The organism is Nannocystis exedens, assembly GCF_002343915.1.
Lineage (GTDB): Bacteria > Myxococcota_A > Polyangia > Nannocystales > Nannocystaceae > Nannocystis > Nannocystis exedens.
The window spans coordinates 138,639-153,078 of record NZ_NETK01000001.1 but is presented as its reverse complement, the minus strand read 5'-3'; the positions used below and the strand labels follow the sequence as shown (position 1 = coordinate 153,078).

The 14,440-nt window shown below is 74.2% G+C and carries 4 protein-coding genes; all 4 read right to left on the bottom strand.

All coding sequences use genetic code 11. The features are described from left to right. Positions 1-24 precede the first annotated feature (24 nt). On the bottom strand, positions 25-9,645 hold the full coding sequence (locus NAEX_RS00530) for a tetratricopeptide repeat protein (RefSeq protein WP_096325571.1): 9,621 nt from the start codon (positions 9,643-9,645) through the stop codon (positions 25-27). A gap of 594 nt (positions 9,646-10,239) precedes the next feature. Beyond that, positions 10,240-11,697 (bottom strand): hypothetical protein, encoded by a 1,458-nt coding sequence (locus NAEX_RS00525; RefSeq protein ID WP_143141278.1) that lies wholly within the window; start codon positions 11,695-11,697, stop codon positions 10,240-10,242. Between the two features lie 435 nt (positions 11,698-12,132). Next, on the bottom strand, positions 12,133-13,206 hold the full coding sequence (locus tag NAEX_RS00520; protein WP_096325569.1) for a ferritin-like domain-containing protein: 1,074 nt from the start codon (positions 13,204-13,206) through the stop codon (positions 12,133-12,135). Positions 13,207-13,380: 174 nt separating this feature from the next. Beyond that, a complete protein-coding gene (locus NAEX_RS52655; protein ID WP_100793436.1) occupies positions 13,381-14,346 on the bottom strand; it encodes a myxococcus cysteine-rich repeat containing protein in 966 nt (321 codons plus the stop codon). Between the last annotated feature and the right edge of the window lie 94 nt (positions 14,347-14,440).

Genomic DNA, 14,440 nt, shown 5'->3' with positions numbered 1-14,440 from the left:
CGCGAAGCGCGACCTCGGCGGGCGTCAGCGCGACTTGACCTCGAAGCCGAGGGCGCGGCGGGCTCCGACGTAGGCGGGGCTGACGGCGAACACCAGCAGGTCGCGCAGATCGGCGTCGTGGGCGGCGCGGGCCTTGAGGGCGGCGCTGCGCTCGCCTGGCTCTTGGGGCAGGCCGAGGATGTCGAGGGCGGCGCCGAGGTTGCGCGACAGGCACAGGCCGACGCGGTCGCCGGAGCGCTGGACCCACGCGCGCCAGTCGCGGCTGTCGAAGCCCTCCTGCTCGCGCTCCTTGAACTGGGTGCTGAGCTGGCGCGCGAGCCGGATCGGCAGCTTGCGCGCGAGGGTCTGGCCGAGCCGCGCGGCCAGGTCGGCCTCGTCGCGGGCGCGCACCCGCCGGGTGTGGCGCGGGTGGAACGCCTGCAGCGCGGCCGCGAGGACCCCGGCGAACAGCGGCTTCGGCAGGCCGGCGACGAGGATCGCGGCCGGGCGGGTGAAGAACAGCGCGCGCCCGAGGGCGAAGCGCAGGCGCGGGGCGGTGGTCTCGGCGCGGGCGGCCGGGCCGACGAGGATCACCGGCGGGTGGACGCACGAGACGCTGGTCCAGCCGCCGTCGACGCGGCCGTCGGGGATCAGCTCGACGTCGGCGAGGCGCACGCCCTGGACCGGCATCTGCGTGCCGAGCTCGGTCCAGACCTTCCACAGGAGGGTGTCCTTGTCGGTCTCGGCCTCGATCCAGGCGGCCTCGCTGAACTGCGGGCGCGGCAGCTCCTCGGCCAGCAGCTCGGCGGCGCCCTCCCACAGCGCGGTCATGGCCGGGACGACGCCGGCGTCGGCCGGGGCCGGCTCGACGACGGCGGCGGGGTCGAGCTTGCCGCTGCGCACCGACAGGAGCTCGTGGCTGGTGAGGAAGGCGCCGGCCTCGGGGTGGCCGGGGCTGACGATCCGCAGGAGCTGGTGGATGGCGTGGGCGCGGCCCTCCTCGCCGTTCTCGGCGCAGTGGCGGGCGAGCGCGGCCAAGCTGGCCTCGTCGAGCGGGTCGAGGTGGAGCAGCGCGTCGGAGTTGCTGCGCACCTGCGGGCCCTGGATCTTCTCGTCGGCGTAGAGCTTGGCGAGCTGCCGCCGCGGGGCCAGGCCGAGGCCGGCCGGGTCGAGCTCGGCGGCCCGCTCGAGCAGCCGGATCGCCTGCGCGGGCCGGCTGTCCTTCGGGTCCGCCGGGGGATCGGCCTGGACCACGAGGTCGGCCAGGCGGACCAGCAGGCGCTGGCGATCGCGGGCCTCGCGTGGGTCATCAGGCGGCTTCTGAACGCGCTCGCGGGCCAGGTAGGCGCGCACCGCCGGCTCGATCTCGTCGAGCTCGCCGGCGGCCCGCAGGGCGTCGACGAGGGCGTGGATCGGGGCGGCGGCGTCGGGCAGCAGCGGGGCGGCGGCGCGGGCGTAGGCGAGCGCGCGCTCGGGGTCGCCGGGGTCGCCGCGCTGGAGGGCGATCTTGACGCCCTCGAGCAGGAAGGCGGCCCGCTTGGCGTCGCGCAGGTCGGGGTGGTGCAGCAGGCGGTCGAGGCAGCCGAGGGCGATGCCGGCGTTGCGCGAGACGGCGGTCCAGAAGGCGGCCTCGAGCTGGCGGCGGTCGAGGACCGGGTGCGGGATGTGCTGGATCAGGGCGAGGCCGGCCTGGACGGCGTCGAAGGCGGCGCCGAGGATCTTCTGCGCCGAGGCGCTGACGACGGTCTCTTCGCCGGCCTCGGCGGCGGCGCCGGCCGCCTCGTGGAACAGCATGCCGGCGGCGAGCAGGGCCCGGCCGCGGGCCTCGGGGTCTTGCTCGAGGTCGGCGAGGGCGAGGGTGTGCTCGGCCGCATCGACCAGCCTGCCCGACTCCTGGGCCAGCTGGGCGAGCGCGGCCCGGGCCTTGCGGTGGCGCGGGGCCAGCTCGAGCGCGCGGGCGTAGCGGGCGGCCAGGCGCTCGGCGGGGGCGTTCTGCTTGGCGTCGCACTCGGCGGCGAGGATCAGCAGGTCGGCGACCACGGCGGCGCGCTCGGGCGGGACCGGGGTGCCGGCGGCGAGGCGCTGCTCGACCGGCTCGAGCGCGGCGACGGCGTCGCGGTGGCGGCCGGCGGCGGCGCGGTTGTGGGCCATGGCGGCGCGGATCTCGAGGTCGTCGGGGACGTGACGCAGGGCCATCGACAGGCGGCGGTAGGCCTCGTTGGCGCGATCGGTCTGCTCGAACAGGTGCGCCAGCATCAAGAGGCCCTCGACCAGGCGCGGCTGGTCGCGGGTGAGGCCGAACGCCTCGACCGCGGCCTCGAGGATGGCCTCGGCCTCGGCGTGCAGGCCGGCGTCGATCAGGGCCGCGCCGAGGGCCAGGCGCGCGGGGGCGTAGTCGGGGTCGGCGGCGAGGGCGGCCTCGAAGCGCTGGCGGGCGCGGGCGAACTCCTGGCCGCCGCGCAGCAGGGCGCGGCCGCTCTCGGTGAGGATCCGGGCGCGGATCTCGGGGTCGTCGATCTGGGCGAGCTGGGCGTCGAGCAGGGCGTCGGCGCCGTCGAGGTCGCCGGCGGCGAGGCGCAGGCCGACCAGGCCCTCGATCGCCTGCGACAGCCGGCGGCTGCGCTGCGGGGCGCCGGGGGCCAGCTCGGCGAGGACGCGGGTGAACAGCTGGGCGGCCAGCTCGGGCTCGCGCAGGCGGTCGCGGGCGATCGCGGCGGCCTCGAGCAGGCCGTCGGGCTCGCCCACGGCGGCGAGGCTCACCGTGAGGGCCCGGTCGTCGCCGAGGGTCCGCGCGAGGGCGACGCGGCGCTGCTGCAGGCCGTGGGCGGCCTCCGGCGGGGCGGCGGCGAGCGCCTCGTCGAGGGTCTCGAGCGCGCCGCGGGGGTCACCTGCCTCTTCGGCCAGAGCAGTCGCCAGCGCCTCGGCGATCCGCACGCGGCGGGCGGCCAGCGCCGGCGAGACCGGCTCGGGGATGTCGAACGGCAGCGGCTCCTCGTCGAGGGGCTCGGTGCGGGCCTCCATGTCGCTGACGATCTCGGCCAGGCGCCGGCGCAGCATCTCGATGCCGTCGTCCATGCGGCCGCCCTTGCGGTAGAGGCGGGACAGGCCGAGCACGACGTCGTCGTTCTCGGGCGCCTCGGCGGCGAGGGTCTCGAGGGTCTCGAGCGCGGCCGCCTCGTCGCCCTGGCCCTCTTGCAGGGCGCGGGCCTTGACGACGAGGAGGGCGATGCGGGCGTCGCGGTCGCCGGGCGCGACCTGGGCCAGGCGGCGGTCGAGGATCGGCAAGAGCTTGGCGTACTGCTCGGTGCGCAGGTAGAGGTTCTGCAGGCGCGCCAGGGCGTCGGGGTCGCCGGGGTTGTGGACCAGCACCTCGGACCAGCCGGCGATCGCGGCGTCGGGCTGGCCGAGGCGCTCCTCGGTGAGGGTGGCGGCGCGGGCCAGGCAGCGCACGCGCGCGTCGGGGTTGGGCACGACCTCGGCGGCCGAGCGCAGGGCCTCGACGGCGCGGACCCACAGGCCCTCGCGCTGGAGGATCTCGATCAGCTCGGCGTGGACGTCGGCGGTCTCGGGGGTCTCCTTGACCAGGGCCTCGAGCCGGCGGATGGCCTCGAGCGAGCGGTCGGCGCGGTAGGCGAGGTCGCGCGCGAGCTGGAGGACGCGGGGGATCCGCTCCGCGAGCGGGAGGCCGTCGGCCTCGACGTCGTAGAGGCGCGCCGAGGCCTCGGCGGCCTCCCGCTCGCGGCCGGTCTTGGCGTGCAGCGCGGCCAGGCTGCGCAGGGCGCCGAGGTGCTTCGGCGAGACGGCGAGCACGCCGCGGTACTGCTCCTCGGCGCGCTCGGGCTGACCTGTCTGTTCGTACAGGTCGGCGAGCCGCAGGTGATAGGCGACGATGTGCTCGGGCAGGGTGAGGTCGGACAGCAGGCGCGAGAGCGCGGCGATCAGGCGCTCGGGGTCGCCTGTCCGTTCGGCCATGTTGACGAGGCCCGAGAGCGCGGCCGCGTCGTCGGGCACCAGCGCGAGGGCCTCCTCGTAGCGCTCGAGCGCGGCGTCGGGCATGCCGGCGCCCTCGTCCCACAGGCGGGCGAGCAGGCGCTGCAGGCCGGCGCGCTCCGACTTGCTGGCGGGGACGACCGAGGCGTAGGCGTGGGCCAGCTCGTGCCAGGCGGAGCCGGCCGAGGGGCGGGCCGGCAGGACCGGGGCGTCGAGCTCGGGCAGGGCCGGCAGGCCGGCGGTGACGGCGTCGATCAGCTCGCGGCTGGCGACCGGGGGCGGCGGCGGCACGCTGGCCGCGGGGACCGGCTCGGGCGGGCGCGAGGGCGGCGGCGGGGCGGCGGGCCGGCGGGTCGGCGGCGGGGCCTTGGCGACCGGCTTGCCGCCCGGCGGGCGCGGCGGGGTCGGCTTCAGCGGCTTGGCGGCGGGCCGCGGCAGCGAGCGCTTGTGCGTCACCGGCCGCGGGGCGTCGTCGTCGAGCTCGAGCATCTCGTCGAGGTCGAGCACGCCGGACACCTCGGCGCTGGGGCGCTTCGGCGCCGGGCCGACCAGGCTGTCCTCGATCGGCTCGAGGTCGGCGAGGTCGAACACGCCGCTCTCCTGGCGCGGCAGGCCGGCCGCGCGCACGCTGACCGAGCCGGACGCCTCGACGGGCTCGAGCTCGGCGATGTCGACGATGTCGGTCTCGCCGCGGGCCGGCCGCGGGGCGCGGATCTTGACGGCGGTGGCCGACAGCTCGACGGGCTCGAGCTCGGCGATGTCGACGATGTTGGTGTGCGTCTCGGTGCGGACCGTCTTGCCCGGGCGGGCGACGACCTCCTTGCCGCCGCCGCGCCGCAGCTCCTCGAGCGGCTCGAGCTCGGACAGCAGGATCTCGGCGGTCGGGCGCGAGACCTCCTCGAGGTCGTCGAGCTCCATCACGCTCGACTCCTCTTTCTTGGCGCGCGCCTTGACGCCGACGCGCGGGGCCAGCGTGTCGGGGTCGAGGCCGAGCTTGCGCCACTGGTCGCGGTCGGCCAGCTCGGGCGGGACGATCTGCGGCCACAGCAGCGGGTCGCGGGCCGGCGGCGGCGTGGTGTAGGTGCCGGTCAGGCCGGCGAGGTGCCACATCTTGCTGTGGACGGGCCCGAGCTCACCTGTCTCGGGGGGCAGGTCGCCCTGCAGCTTCCAGGCGGCGATCCGGGCCCGCAGCGCGTACTCGGGCCGGCCGAGGCAGTTCTCGTAGAGCTCGGCGATCTGGGTCAGGAGCTTGCCCTGCTGGGCCTTGCCTGTCCCGAAGTGCAGCTCGCTCGCGGGCGCGAGCAGGAGCAGGTGCCACAGGTTGTCGCGCTCGGCCAGGCGGTCGAGCTCGAAGCGGGCCTCCTCGCTGCCGGGGTGGAGCGAGAGGGCGCGCAGCCACTCGGCGATCGCGCCGGCGGTGTCGCCGAGGCCGGCGCGCAGCTCGGCCCGGCGCTTGAGCAGCTGCAGCTTGACCTGGGGGTCGACGGTCTGGCCGATGATCTGCTGGGTGACCGAGAGCAGGGTGAGGGCGCCGGTCGGCGGGGTGTCGGGGCTGCGCTTCTCGTCGACCTTGGCGGCCATCGCCTCGATCGCGGGCATCAGCGCGGCGCCGTCGCGGTCGTAGGCGACGCCGAGCCGGAGGGTGCGCAGGGCCGCGAGCGGGTCCTGGCGCTTCTCGTAGTCGATGCGGGCCGAGTCCTTGAGCTGGTTGAGGCCGCCGCGCTCGTTGCGCTGCAGCTTGGCGAGCGCGAGGCCGCGGTGGTGGTCGGCGAGCTCGGGCCACAATTGATGGCGCTGGGCCAGCTCGGTCATCAGGCCGGCGGCCTCCTCGGCCAGCGACGGATCGGTGGGGCGCAGGTCGGTCTCGGCCCGCCGCAACCACTGGAAGGCGCGCGCCGGATCGCCGAGGTGGCGCTCGTAGATCTTGGCGATCGCGATGCAGGCCTCGAAGCGGCCGAGGCCGGTCCTGGCGCGGGCGAGCTTGGCCTCCTGCAGGTCGATCAGCGCCGGCCACATCTGGTGGGCCTCGCCGAGCGCCTCGATCTGGCGCCCGAGGTCCTCGTCGTCGGGGCGCAGCTTGTAGGCGCGCTGCAGGTAGCCGATCGCGCGCGCGGGGTCGCCGAGGCGCTCGCGGGCGATCTCGGCGGCCGACATCAGGAGGGCGATGGTGCCGAAGTCGCCGTAGTTGGGGGTCTTCTCCTGGAAGGCGAGCTCCTGCTCGCTGACCTCGAGCATCTGCGGCCACAGGCCGTGGGCCTGGGCCAGGCTCTCGAGGCGGCCCTGCACCGGGCCGGCGTCGAGGCCGGCGCGCAGGGCCACGAAGTAGGCCTTGCGCGCCCAGGCGAAGGCGAGGTCGGCGTCGCCGATCTTCTTCTCGGCGGTGGCCGAGGCGCCGAGGCAGAGGTCGATCTGGCCGCGGCTCTCGGCCCGCCCGCTCATCTCGGTGAAGCGCTCGCCGTAGACGACGAGCAGGTCCTTGTACATGCCGTGGCGCTCGGCGAACGCCTCGATCTTCTGCTTGAGATCGCGGCTGCCGGGGGCGATGCCGAGGGCCCGCCCGAGCAGCGCGAGCGCCCGCTTGGCGTGGCCGAGCCCGAACTCGCACACCTCGGCCATCTGCTCGAGGGTGACGACCTGCTGGGCCGGATCGGTGAGGCTCTCGAGCCGCTTGCCGAGGGTGTCGAGGGTGCCCTGGTGGTCGCCGGAGAGGTTCTGCAGCTCGCCGAGGATCTTGAGGCCCTCGGCGTCGTCGGGCTCCTCGCGCATGAACCGCTGGAAGGCGGCGATCGCCTTCTGCGGGGCGCCGAGGTTGACGACGTAGGTGCGGGCGATCAGCGAGAACAGCTCGCGCCGCTCGTCGGTCTCGAGCGCCGAGAGCAGGAGGATCTCGGCGTGGCGGATCAGGCGGTCGAACTGGCCGGCGCGCTCGTACAGCTCGAGCAGCTTGAGGGCGACGTCGCGGTTGCCGACGGCGGTGGTCGCGGCGAGCTGCTCGAGCACGCGGATGGCGGCGGCCGGGTTGTCGAGCCGGTCGGCCAGCACCTCGGCGCGCTCCCAGCCGATGCCGAGCGCCTCCTCGTCGCTGTCGGCCATCTCCTGCAGGGTGCCGAGCGAGGCGGCGAGGCCGTGCCAGCTGCCGAGGTTGCGGTAGAGGCGGGTCAGCGCCTCGGTCGCGCCGCGGTGGTCGCGGTGGATCCGCAGCGCCCGCTCGAAGGCCGAGCAGGCCAGGTCGACGTCGCCCAGCGACGACTCGGCGAGGTGGCCCAGGCGCATGAGGTAGTCGAGCTGGCGGATCGGCGGGGTGCGGGCCGAGCTGGCGGCCTTGCCGAGCAGGTTGGCGAGCTCCTCGCGGTTGCCGAGCGCCTCGTAGGCGGCGATCAGCTTGTCCGTGACCTCGAGGTTGTGCGGGTCGCCGGCCTGCAGCTGCGTCCACGCCTGGGCCGAGCGCTGCGGGTCCTGCAGCTTGCGGTCGGCGACGTCGGCCATGCGGCGGATGATGCGGGTGCGCTGGGCCGGGTCGCCGACCAGGCCGAGCTCGCGCGACAGCGCCTCGTACTCGCCGCCGGCGTCGCCGAGCTCGGCGCACAGGCCCTGCATGCGGTGCACGGCGTCCATGTCCGAGGGGCTGTAGCCGAGGATCTGCTCGCACGCCCACAGCGCCTCGCGCGGGCTGTGCAGCTCGTACTGCCACAGCTCGGCCATGCGCCGCAGCAGGACCACCCGCTGCGAGATGCTGCGGGTGACGTCGTGCTGGCGCCGCAGCAGGTCGATGACCTGGTCGTACGCACCTGTCCGTTCGTACATCTCCGCGAGCGCGCGCAGGGCCCCCTCGTGGCCGGGGGCCAGCGCCAGCATCTCCTGCAGGAGGACGATGGTGCGCTGCGGGTCGGTCATGCGCTCGCGGTGGGCCTGCGACAGCCGGCGTAGCACCTCGAAGCGCCGCTGCGGATCGACGGTGCGCTGCAGCTCGGCCTCGAGGGTGGCGAGGTTGGCGTCGAGCATGCGCGCGCGCTTGTCGATGCGGGCGATCTGGTCGCGCGGGCGCCAGTCGTTGGGGTAGGCGAGGGCGAGCCGGTTCCAGGCGTCGAGGGCGCCGGCGAGGTCGCCGAGGCGTCGCTCGTAGATCTCGGCCAGCTCGACGAAGTGCTCGGCGAACTCGGCCCGCGCCAGCGGGCTGTCAGGGCCGCCGCCCATCTGCAGCGCCTGGTCGACCTGGTAGAGGATGAGGCCGGCCAGGTGCGACCAGTTGTTCTTGCGCCGCCAGTGCTCCTTGTAGCCCTCGAACGCCTCGTGGTTGAACGGCTCGCGCTCGAGCACGCGGTAGAAGCTGACGGCGGCCCGCTCCTCGTCGCCGAGGTCCTCGCGCGCGACGCGGGCGGCCCACAGCAGCTTGTCGGTCGGCAGGCCGCCGGGGTCCTGCTCCGACCAGCGCTCGTACAGGCTGACGAGGCCGTGGTTGTCGCCGAGCTCGACCAGCAAGGCCTCGAGCCGCAGCCAGGCGTCGCCGCCGGGCCGCTCGAGCCGCGAGGCCTGCTCGTAGCAGGCGCGCGCCTCCTCGCGCCGGGCCAGGCGGGTCTCGAGGAGCTCGCCGCGCGACAGCCACAGGCCGTAGCTGTCGGCCTCGGTGACGTAGCCGATCCACGCCCCGTAGAGGTCGTCGAGCTCCATCCACTTCTCCTGCGCCATCAACAGCTCGGCCAGCGCGTTGCCGGCCTCGTGGTGATCGGGGCGCAGGCTCATGGCCCGGCGCAGCAGGCTGTAGGCGATCTTGTCGTCGCCCTGGCTGCGCGCGAGCTTGGCTGCCCGAAAGAACACGTCGGCGGCCTTCTGCAGGCCCTCGTCGCTGGCCTTGCCGCTGCCGAGGTAGAGCGCGCCGAAGGCCCGCAGGGCGGAGACGTCGTCGGGGTTGGCCTTGAGCGCGGCCTGCAGGTGGAGCGCGGCCGAGGGGATGTTCTCGAGCTGCTCGGCCTCGATCCGCGCGAGCCGCAGGTGCAGCGCCGCGAAGCGGTCGCGCTCGCGGACGCTGTCGGTGCGCGCGAGCTCGGCGTTGATCAGATCGATGACGCGCAGCCAGGCGCCGGCCTGGAGGTGGAGCCGGATCAGCTGGTCGCTGGCGTCGCGCTCCTGCGGGTTGATCTCGAGGGCGGCCCTGTAGCAAGCGATCGCCTCGTCGACCTGGCAGCGCTGCTCGTCGACCTTGCCGAGCTCGACCAGCGCGCCCGGGACCGCCCCCCGATCGTGCCGCCGCAGGTAATCGAGCCGGAACTTGAGCAGGGTGGCGAGCTCGTCGAGCGCCCCGATCTCGCCGTAGACCTTGCGCAGCTGCTCGAAGGCGCGGCTGTTGTGCGGCTCGGCCTGGAGCGCGCGCACGAGGGCGTAGGCGGCCTGGGGCTTGTCCTTGACCCGGTCGTACCAGAGCTCGTACGCCTGCACGCACAGCTCGGCGACCTTCGGCGGGCCGCTGATCGCGGCGGCGTGCACGACGAGCAAGGTGGCCAGCGCGCTCCAGTTCTCGGCCTCGCGGAAGGCCCGCCGCAATCTCAAAAAGGCGTCGTCGCTGGGCTTGGCGCGAAACGCCGCCAGCTCGGGCGGCTCTCCAGGAGCCACGGGCGGCAGCGGGCAGGGCAGGTCGTGGGGCGAGGGCTGGCGCTTGGGCGCGACGGCAGTTTCGGGCATGGGCGTGGTGCCGCGAGCGGGGCCGCCCAAGGTACCACGGCCGCCCTGGCGTGTGGGTGGGGGGGCGGACAGGTGACCGTGGGCGAGAGCGCTCGCGGGGGCGCCTCGTCAGTCGGCGATTGGGGAGCAAGAGCCCCGATCGGCGGGCGCTTTCGCGCTCGTCGGCTGACAGGACGCGCGAAAGTTCGTGCGTCGCGGAGGGCCGGGGTGGGGCGGTTCGCATGGAGCCGACCGTGAATCCGGCGACCGGATCAACCCTGACACTTTTGCCTCGATCATTTGCGGGTGGCGTGATCATGACATCCGACTCCGAGTGCAGGGCCAATGGCCAGATCGCTACGGACGGCAAGAAGTGCTGCTATCGCCTGACACTGGCCTCCCCGACGACGACGACCCGGGTCGGGCGAGCGACGAGGTCCTCATGTTTGGGGGGAGTTCGTGTGACCGCTGCCGGCGGGCCAGGGGACCACTTCCAAGCGATCGGCGAATCGCTGCTGTCGACGGACAACAGAACTCTTGTCGCCCGGGTGAGAATGGGACCATGGCGAGGGCCTGCTCGTGGGCGGCCGTGTCACGCTCCGATCGCGCCGCCGATCACGCGGGGGCCTGGTCCACGAGGTCCCGCGGCAGGTAGTACCGCGTGGGATCCTCCTCCATCCGCTCCAGAAGCTCGTACCACCTGGCCTGCGCGGCGTCGATCTCGTCGAGCGTGGGATCGACGTGCTGGACCAGCCTCGGGTAGCCCGTGAGCACCGGATCGGCGTGAAGCGACATCGAGGGCCCCCGCTTCGAGATCCACTCGCTCCAGCGCGCCCCCGAGAGACGCTCGCCGGTCTCGCGAATTCGGACATGCTCGAGCATCGGTTCGAGCAAGACCCTGGCTCTCTCCGGCGACACGCCGAGCAAAGCCCCCAGCTCCGCGGACATCTTTCGAACCACGGCGCTGACCCCCAGGATACGCAGCTCGTCATCGAGGGCAGCCTCGCCGGCTGTGAGCGGTTGGCCCGCCACGACAATGTCCCCCTCGCGAACGAGCACCTCGAGGTCGGTCAGCTTGTATCGCACGGGATGTTCCGGAAAGGCGGCGTTGTGGAGGGTCAAGAGGTCTTGCTTTCGCCCGATCACACCGTCGAATTCGGCGAGCACCGCCCGGGTCGGCGGAGGCGGGGCGGAGAGCAACCGCATCACGCGGTCTCGGTCGGTGGCGGCGGCGATCGCGGCGACGAGCGCCTCTCGCTCGTCCCGCGGGACACCTCGCGCGTCGAGGACGCGGGCGACCATCGCGGGCTCGAAGGGCGCGGCCGGAGGCTCGACGGGGGGAGATTCGACCTGACGCCGGGCGTCGAGCGCTTCCATGTCCTTGCGGTGCCAGCGGGTGAGCAGCCTGCGAAGCACCGGATCGCGCCCGTAGGCCTCGCGGGCGAAGCGATCGAAGTGCTCGGCGTAGTGCTGCTGAGCATCGCTCAGGTCGATCGGCCTGAGCCCGCCGTGGCGATCGGCCCAGCGAAGCACGCGGCCGAAGCGCGCCAGCACATCGACGGTCTCCGGGGGCAGCGGGCCAAAGGCGTCGAGCAGCGGGAGGCGCGGAGGCTCCGCCGCGAGCAGGTCCGGCGAGGCATCGGCCTCGATCTCCGCGGCAACATCCTCGCGATACATACACGGAAAAACGAGGGCTCCATCGATGCGGACCTCGTGACCCTGGTAGGCGGTCTCGGCGATATGAGCCAGGAGAGGCCCAGCCCCGTCGCCGAAGCGTCCGCCGACCATCAGCCTTGCGAGGGAGGCTGGCGCGTTGGTGCGCAGGATGCCCGTCTCCCAGAGCAGCTTCAAGGCTGCGCCTGCCCACGCGGCGTGGGCGGCCTGGGCGTCGTCATCGCCCCACAGCTCGATGCGGCCGTAGCGGTCGTAATGCCCGCCCACCGGAGGGAAGATCGGGGCAAAGCGGCCGCCCACGTCTTCAAGGAGCACGATCGCGCTCCGGAAGCGCTGCGGGTTCATCGCCCCGCACAGTGACAGACCGCTCAGCGCGCAGCGCAGATCGAAGAAACCCATGGACAGGCGATACCAGCCCGTCCACCCGTCGCACAAGCCGTCGCCGAGCACGCCGCGTCAGCCCGGAGGCAGGCGCCGGTTGGACGCTCGTGCCGGCGGGAGCGGCTCTTTCCGGCCTGCCCGCGCGCAGCGGCCTGGGGGTCGGGCCCACGTGCCGGCGGAAGGGGCTCGGCGAGCCGTAGCCGAGGCGCTCGGCGGCTTCGGCGAGGGTGCCGTCGTGGCGGCGGAGCAGTTGCCCGATGAGGCGCAGGTGGATCGCTCGTCGCAGTGAACGGCGGGGCGAGGGCGCCCCGGGACGGCGTGCGGGCCCGGCGGGCCGTTCGGCTCGATCGAGGAGGCTGCGGCGGATCGTCCGCGCCTGTCCGAGGGGACAGGCCGGCCCGATCGATGGAGGGCCTCTCCGCGACCTGCCGGCCTCCTCGTTCGTGAGCCGGTTCAGGCTTCTGCGCACCAGAGCTCGCGGTCGAGGGCTCGCCAGAGGCGGCGAGCGCGGTCGGGTGGGGGCAGCCCGGCGCGCCGCTCGAGGGCTTCGTCGAGCGGGGGCGGATCGCGGAGGGCGAGGGCCGCACGCGACCGGGCCGCGAGGACGCGGGCGCGCTCGTCCGCGCTCAGGCGGGGGGCGATCCAGGCGTCGATCGCCCAGGCGAGGGCGGCGTGGGCGGCCTCGTCGACGGCGATCTCGGCCATGCAGGCCCGGAGCTCGGGGTCCTCGGCGGCGCGGGCCTGGTGGGCGGCGAGCAGCGCGCCCCAGGTCTCGCCGACGCAGCCCTCGACGGCGTTCTCGATGGCCAGATCGGCGAGCGAGCGGCCGCCGACGCACGCGAGCTCGACCGGCGCCGGGCGGCCGCCGAGGCGGGTCGCGACGGCGCCGAGGAGGTCGGCGTGGCGGGCCTCGTCGACGGCGGCGCGGAGGGCCGCGGCGATCAGGTCGGCGGGAGCGCCGTGCCCGCGGAGTTCGGCCGCGAGCCGCTCGAAGGCGGGGACGCTGGCGGCCTCGAGGTGCGCGACCTCGGCGAACCACTGCGCGATGAGATCGGCGCCGCTGCTGCGACCCTCGGAGCAGAGTCCGGTGGGTCGCCGGCCGCCCTTGCAGGAGGTCGACCCGTACTGGCAGCGGATGTCGATCGTGTTGCCGGGGATCGGCGAGCAGCCGACGACCGCGGCGGCGCGAGCGTCGACGACGCCGGCGGTCGCAGCGGTCGTCGAGGTGTCGGTGGTGGTCGAGCCGGTGGTCGCAGCGGTCGTCGAGGTGTCGCCGGGGGCCGGGCCGGCAGACGAAGCGCTCGAGTGATTCGCCTCCTCGGGGGGACCCGGCGGCGGTTCACCGGGACACAGCGCCTGGCACTCGGCCGGGGTGAGCTTGCCGTCTTCGAGGAATGGCGTGAGCCGGGCGGTGCCGATGGCGGTGACTCGTTCGGACAGGCAATCGTCGCCGCCTCCGCAGCCGGCCGTCGCGACCTCGGTGAGGAGCGAGGCGAACAGGAGGGTGAGTCGTCGCGCGCCCGGCATGAACGAGGATCCTAGCACGCGACGACGCGGCGGCGCGGGCCGGCGAGCGGCCGGGGAGGCGACCGAAGCCATGGGGAGGCGATTCGGAGCGCGTCGACGGGCGACACAGCGGCCTTGACCCGAATGTGGGCAGTGGAGCGCGGCGGACCTGCGGTCGGTCGAAGCGATCGCGGGTCAAACGCCGGTCTCGATGCAATAGAGGTGGTGGAGCTTGCTGCAATCGCTCACGCCGCAGTCGGTCCACTTGTCGTTGGAGCTGCCGTAGGCGCCATAGAGGGCGACGCCGCCGGTGTCGACCCAGCCGGCGCAGGTCTGCTCCGCGGCGCGCAGGCCGTTGGCGAAGGTGCCGGTCCACACGCCGACGTCCGGATCGTCGATACACTTCGACTTCTCGGACGGGGCCTTTTCGCCGTTGTCCTGGACGTCGATGGCGGCCAGCAACCCGGCGGTCGAAAATGCCGTGGTGCCGGTGGCGACGACGGTGCCGTCGGGCAAGCGGTAGTCGCCGTCGAACGGGGTGAGGCGCGAGGTGGCGTCGACGGTCTCGCTGCTGAGCCAGGCCTTGAAGGCCCGCCCTTTCAGCGCCGGGGCCGACGTGGGCAAACTCGCCTGCTGGTTGCACAGCGCGTCGGCGCCCGGGAGGGTGTCGAAGGCGCCGACGGGGTAGGTCGCGCTGGTGAGGAAGACGTAGCGGACCGGGATCTCGCTCGTGCAGGTCGCGCTGCAGCCGTCGCCGTCCTGGACGTTGCCGTCGTCGCACTCCTCGTCGCTCTCCTTGACCCCGTCGCCGCACCGCGCCGGCTGCCCGGTGGTGCTCGGATCGGCCGACGTCGCGGGGTCGGTCGAGGTCACGGCGCCGGTGATGGACGGGTCGGTCGATTCGGTGGTGTCGGCGGCGGTGGTGACGGGGTCGCTGGTGGTGGTGTCGGTGCTCGTGACGGGCGTGACGCTCGTGCTGGTCGGGCCCGGATCGGGGGTCGGGCCGGCGCCGGTGGTCGAGGTGCTGCCAGGAGTGCCCGTGGTGCCGGCGGTGACGGGGCCGCTGCCCTCGGGCGAGAAACAGGCGGTGAGCGAGCCCGCGATCGCAAGGCCGACGAGGCCCGCGCGCGCATGGGCCCGAGCGACGGCGAGGAGGCGCATCGGTCGGTTGTACTCCGAATCGCAGGGGCGGCAAAAGCCGCGCAGGCGCGCGCGAGGCCGCTCGTGGCGTCGGGGGCGGCAGTCGTTTCGTGTC

Coding starts and splice junctions, on each gene's coding strand:
- NAEX_RS00520 (WP_096325569.1), bottom strand. CDS start 13,206: ATGCCGGGCGCGCGACGACTCACCCTCCTGTTCGCCTCGCTCCTCACC.
- NAEX_RS00525 (WP_143141278.1), bottom strand. CDS start 11,697: ATGGGTTTCTTCGATCTGCGCTGCGCGCTGAGCGGTCTGTCACTGTGC.
- NAEX_RS00530 (WP_096325571.1), bottom strand. CDS start 9,645: ATGCCCGAAACTGCCGTCGCGCCCAAGCGCCAGCCCTCGCCCCACGAC.
- NAEX_RS52655 (WP_100793436.1), bottom strand. CDS start 14,346: ATGCGCCTCCTCGCCGTCGCTCGGGCCCATGCGCGCGCGGGCCTCGTC.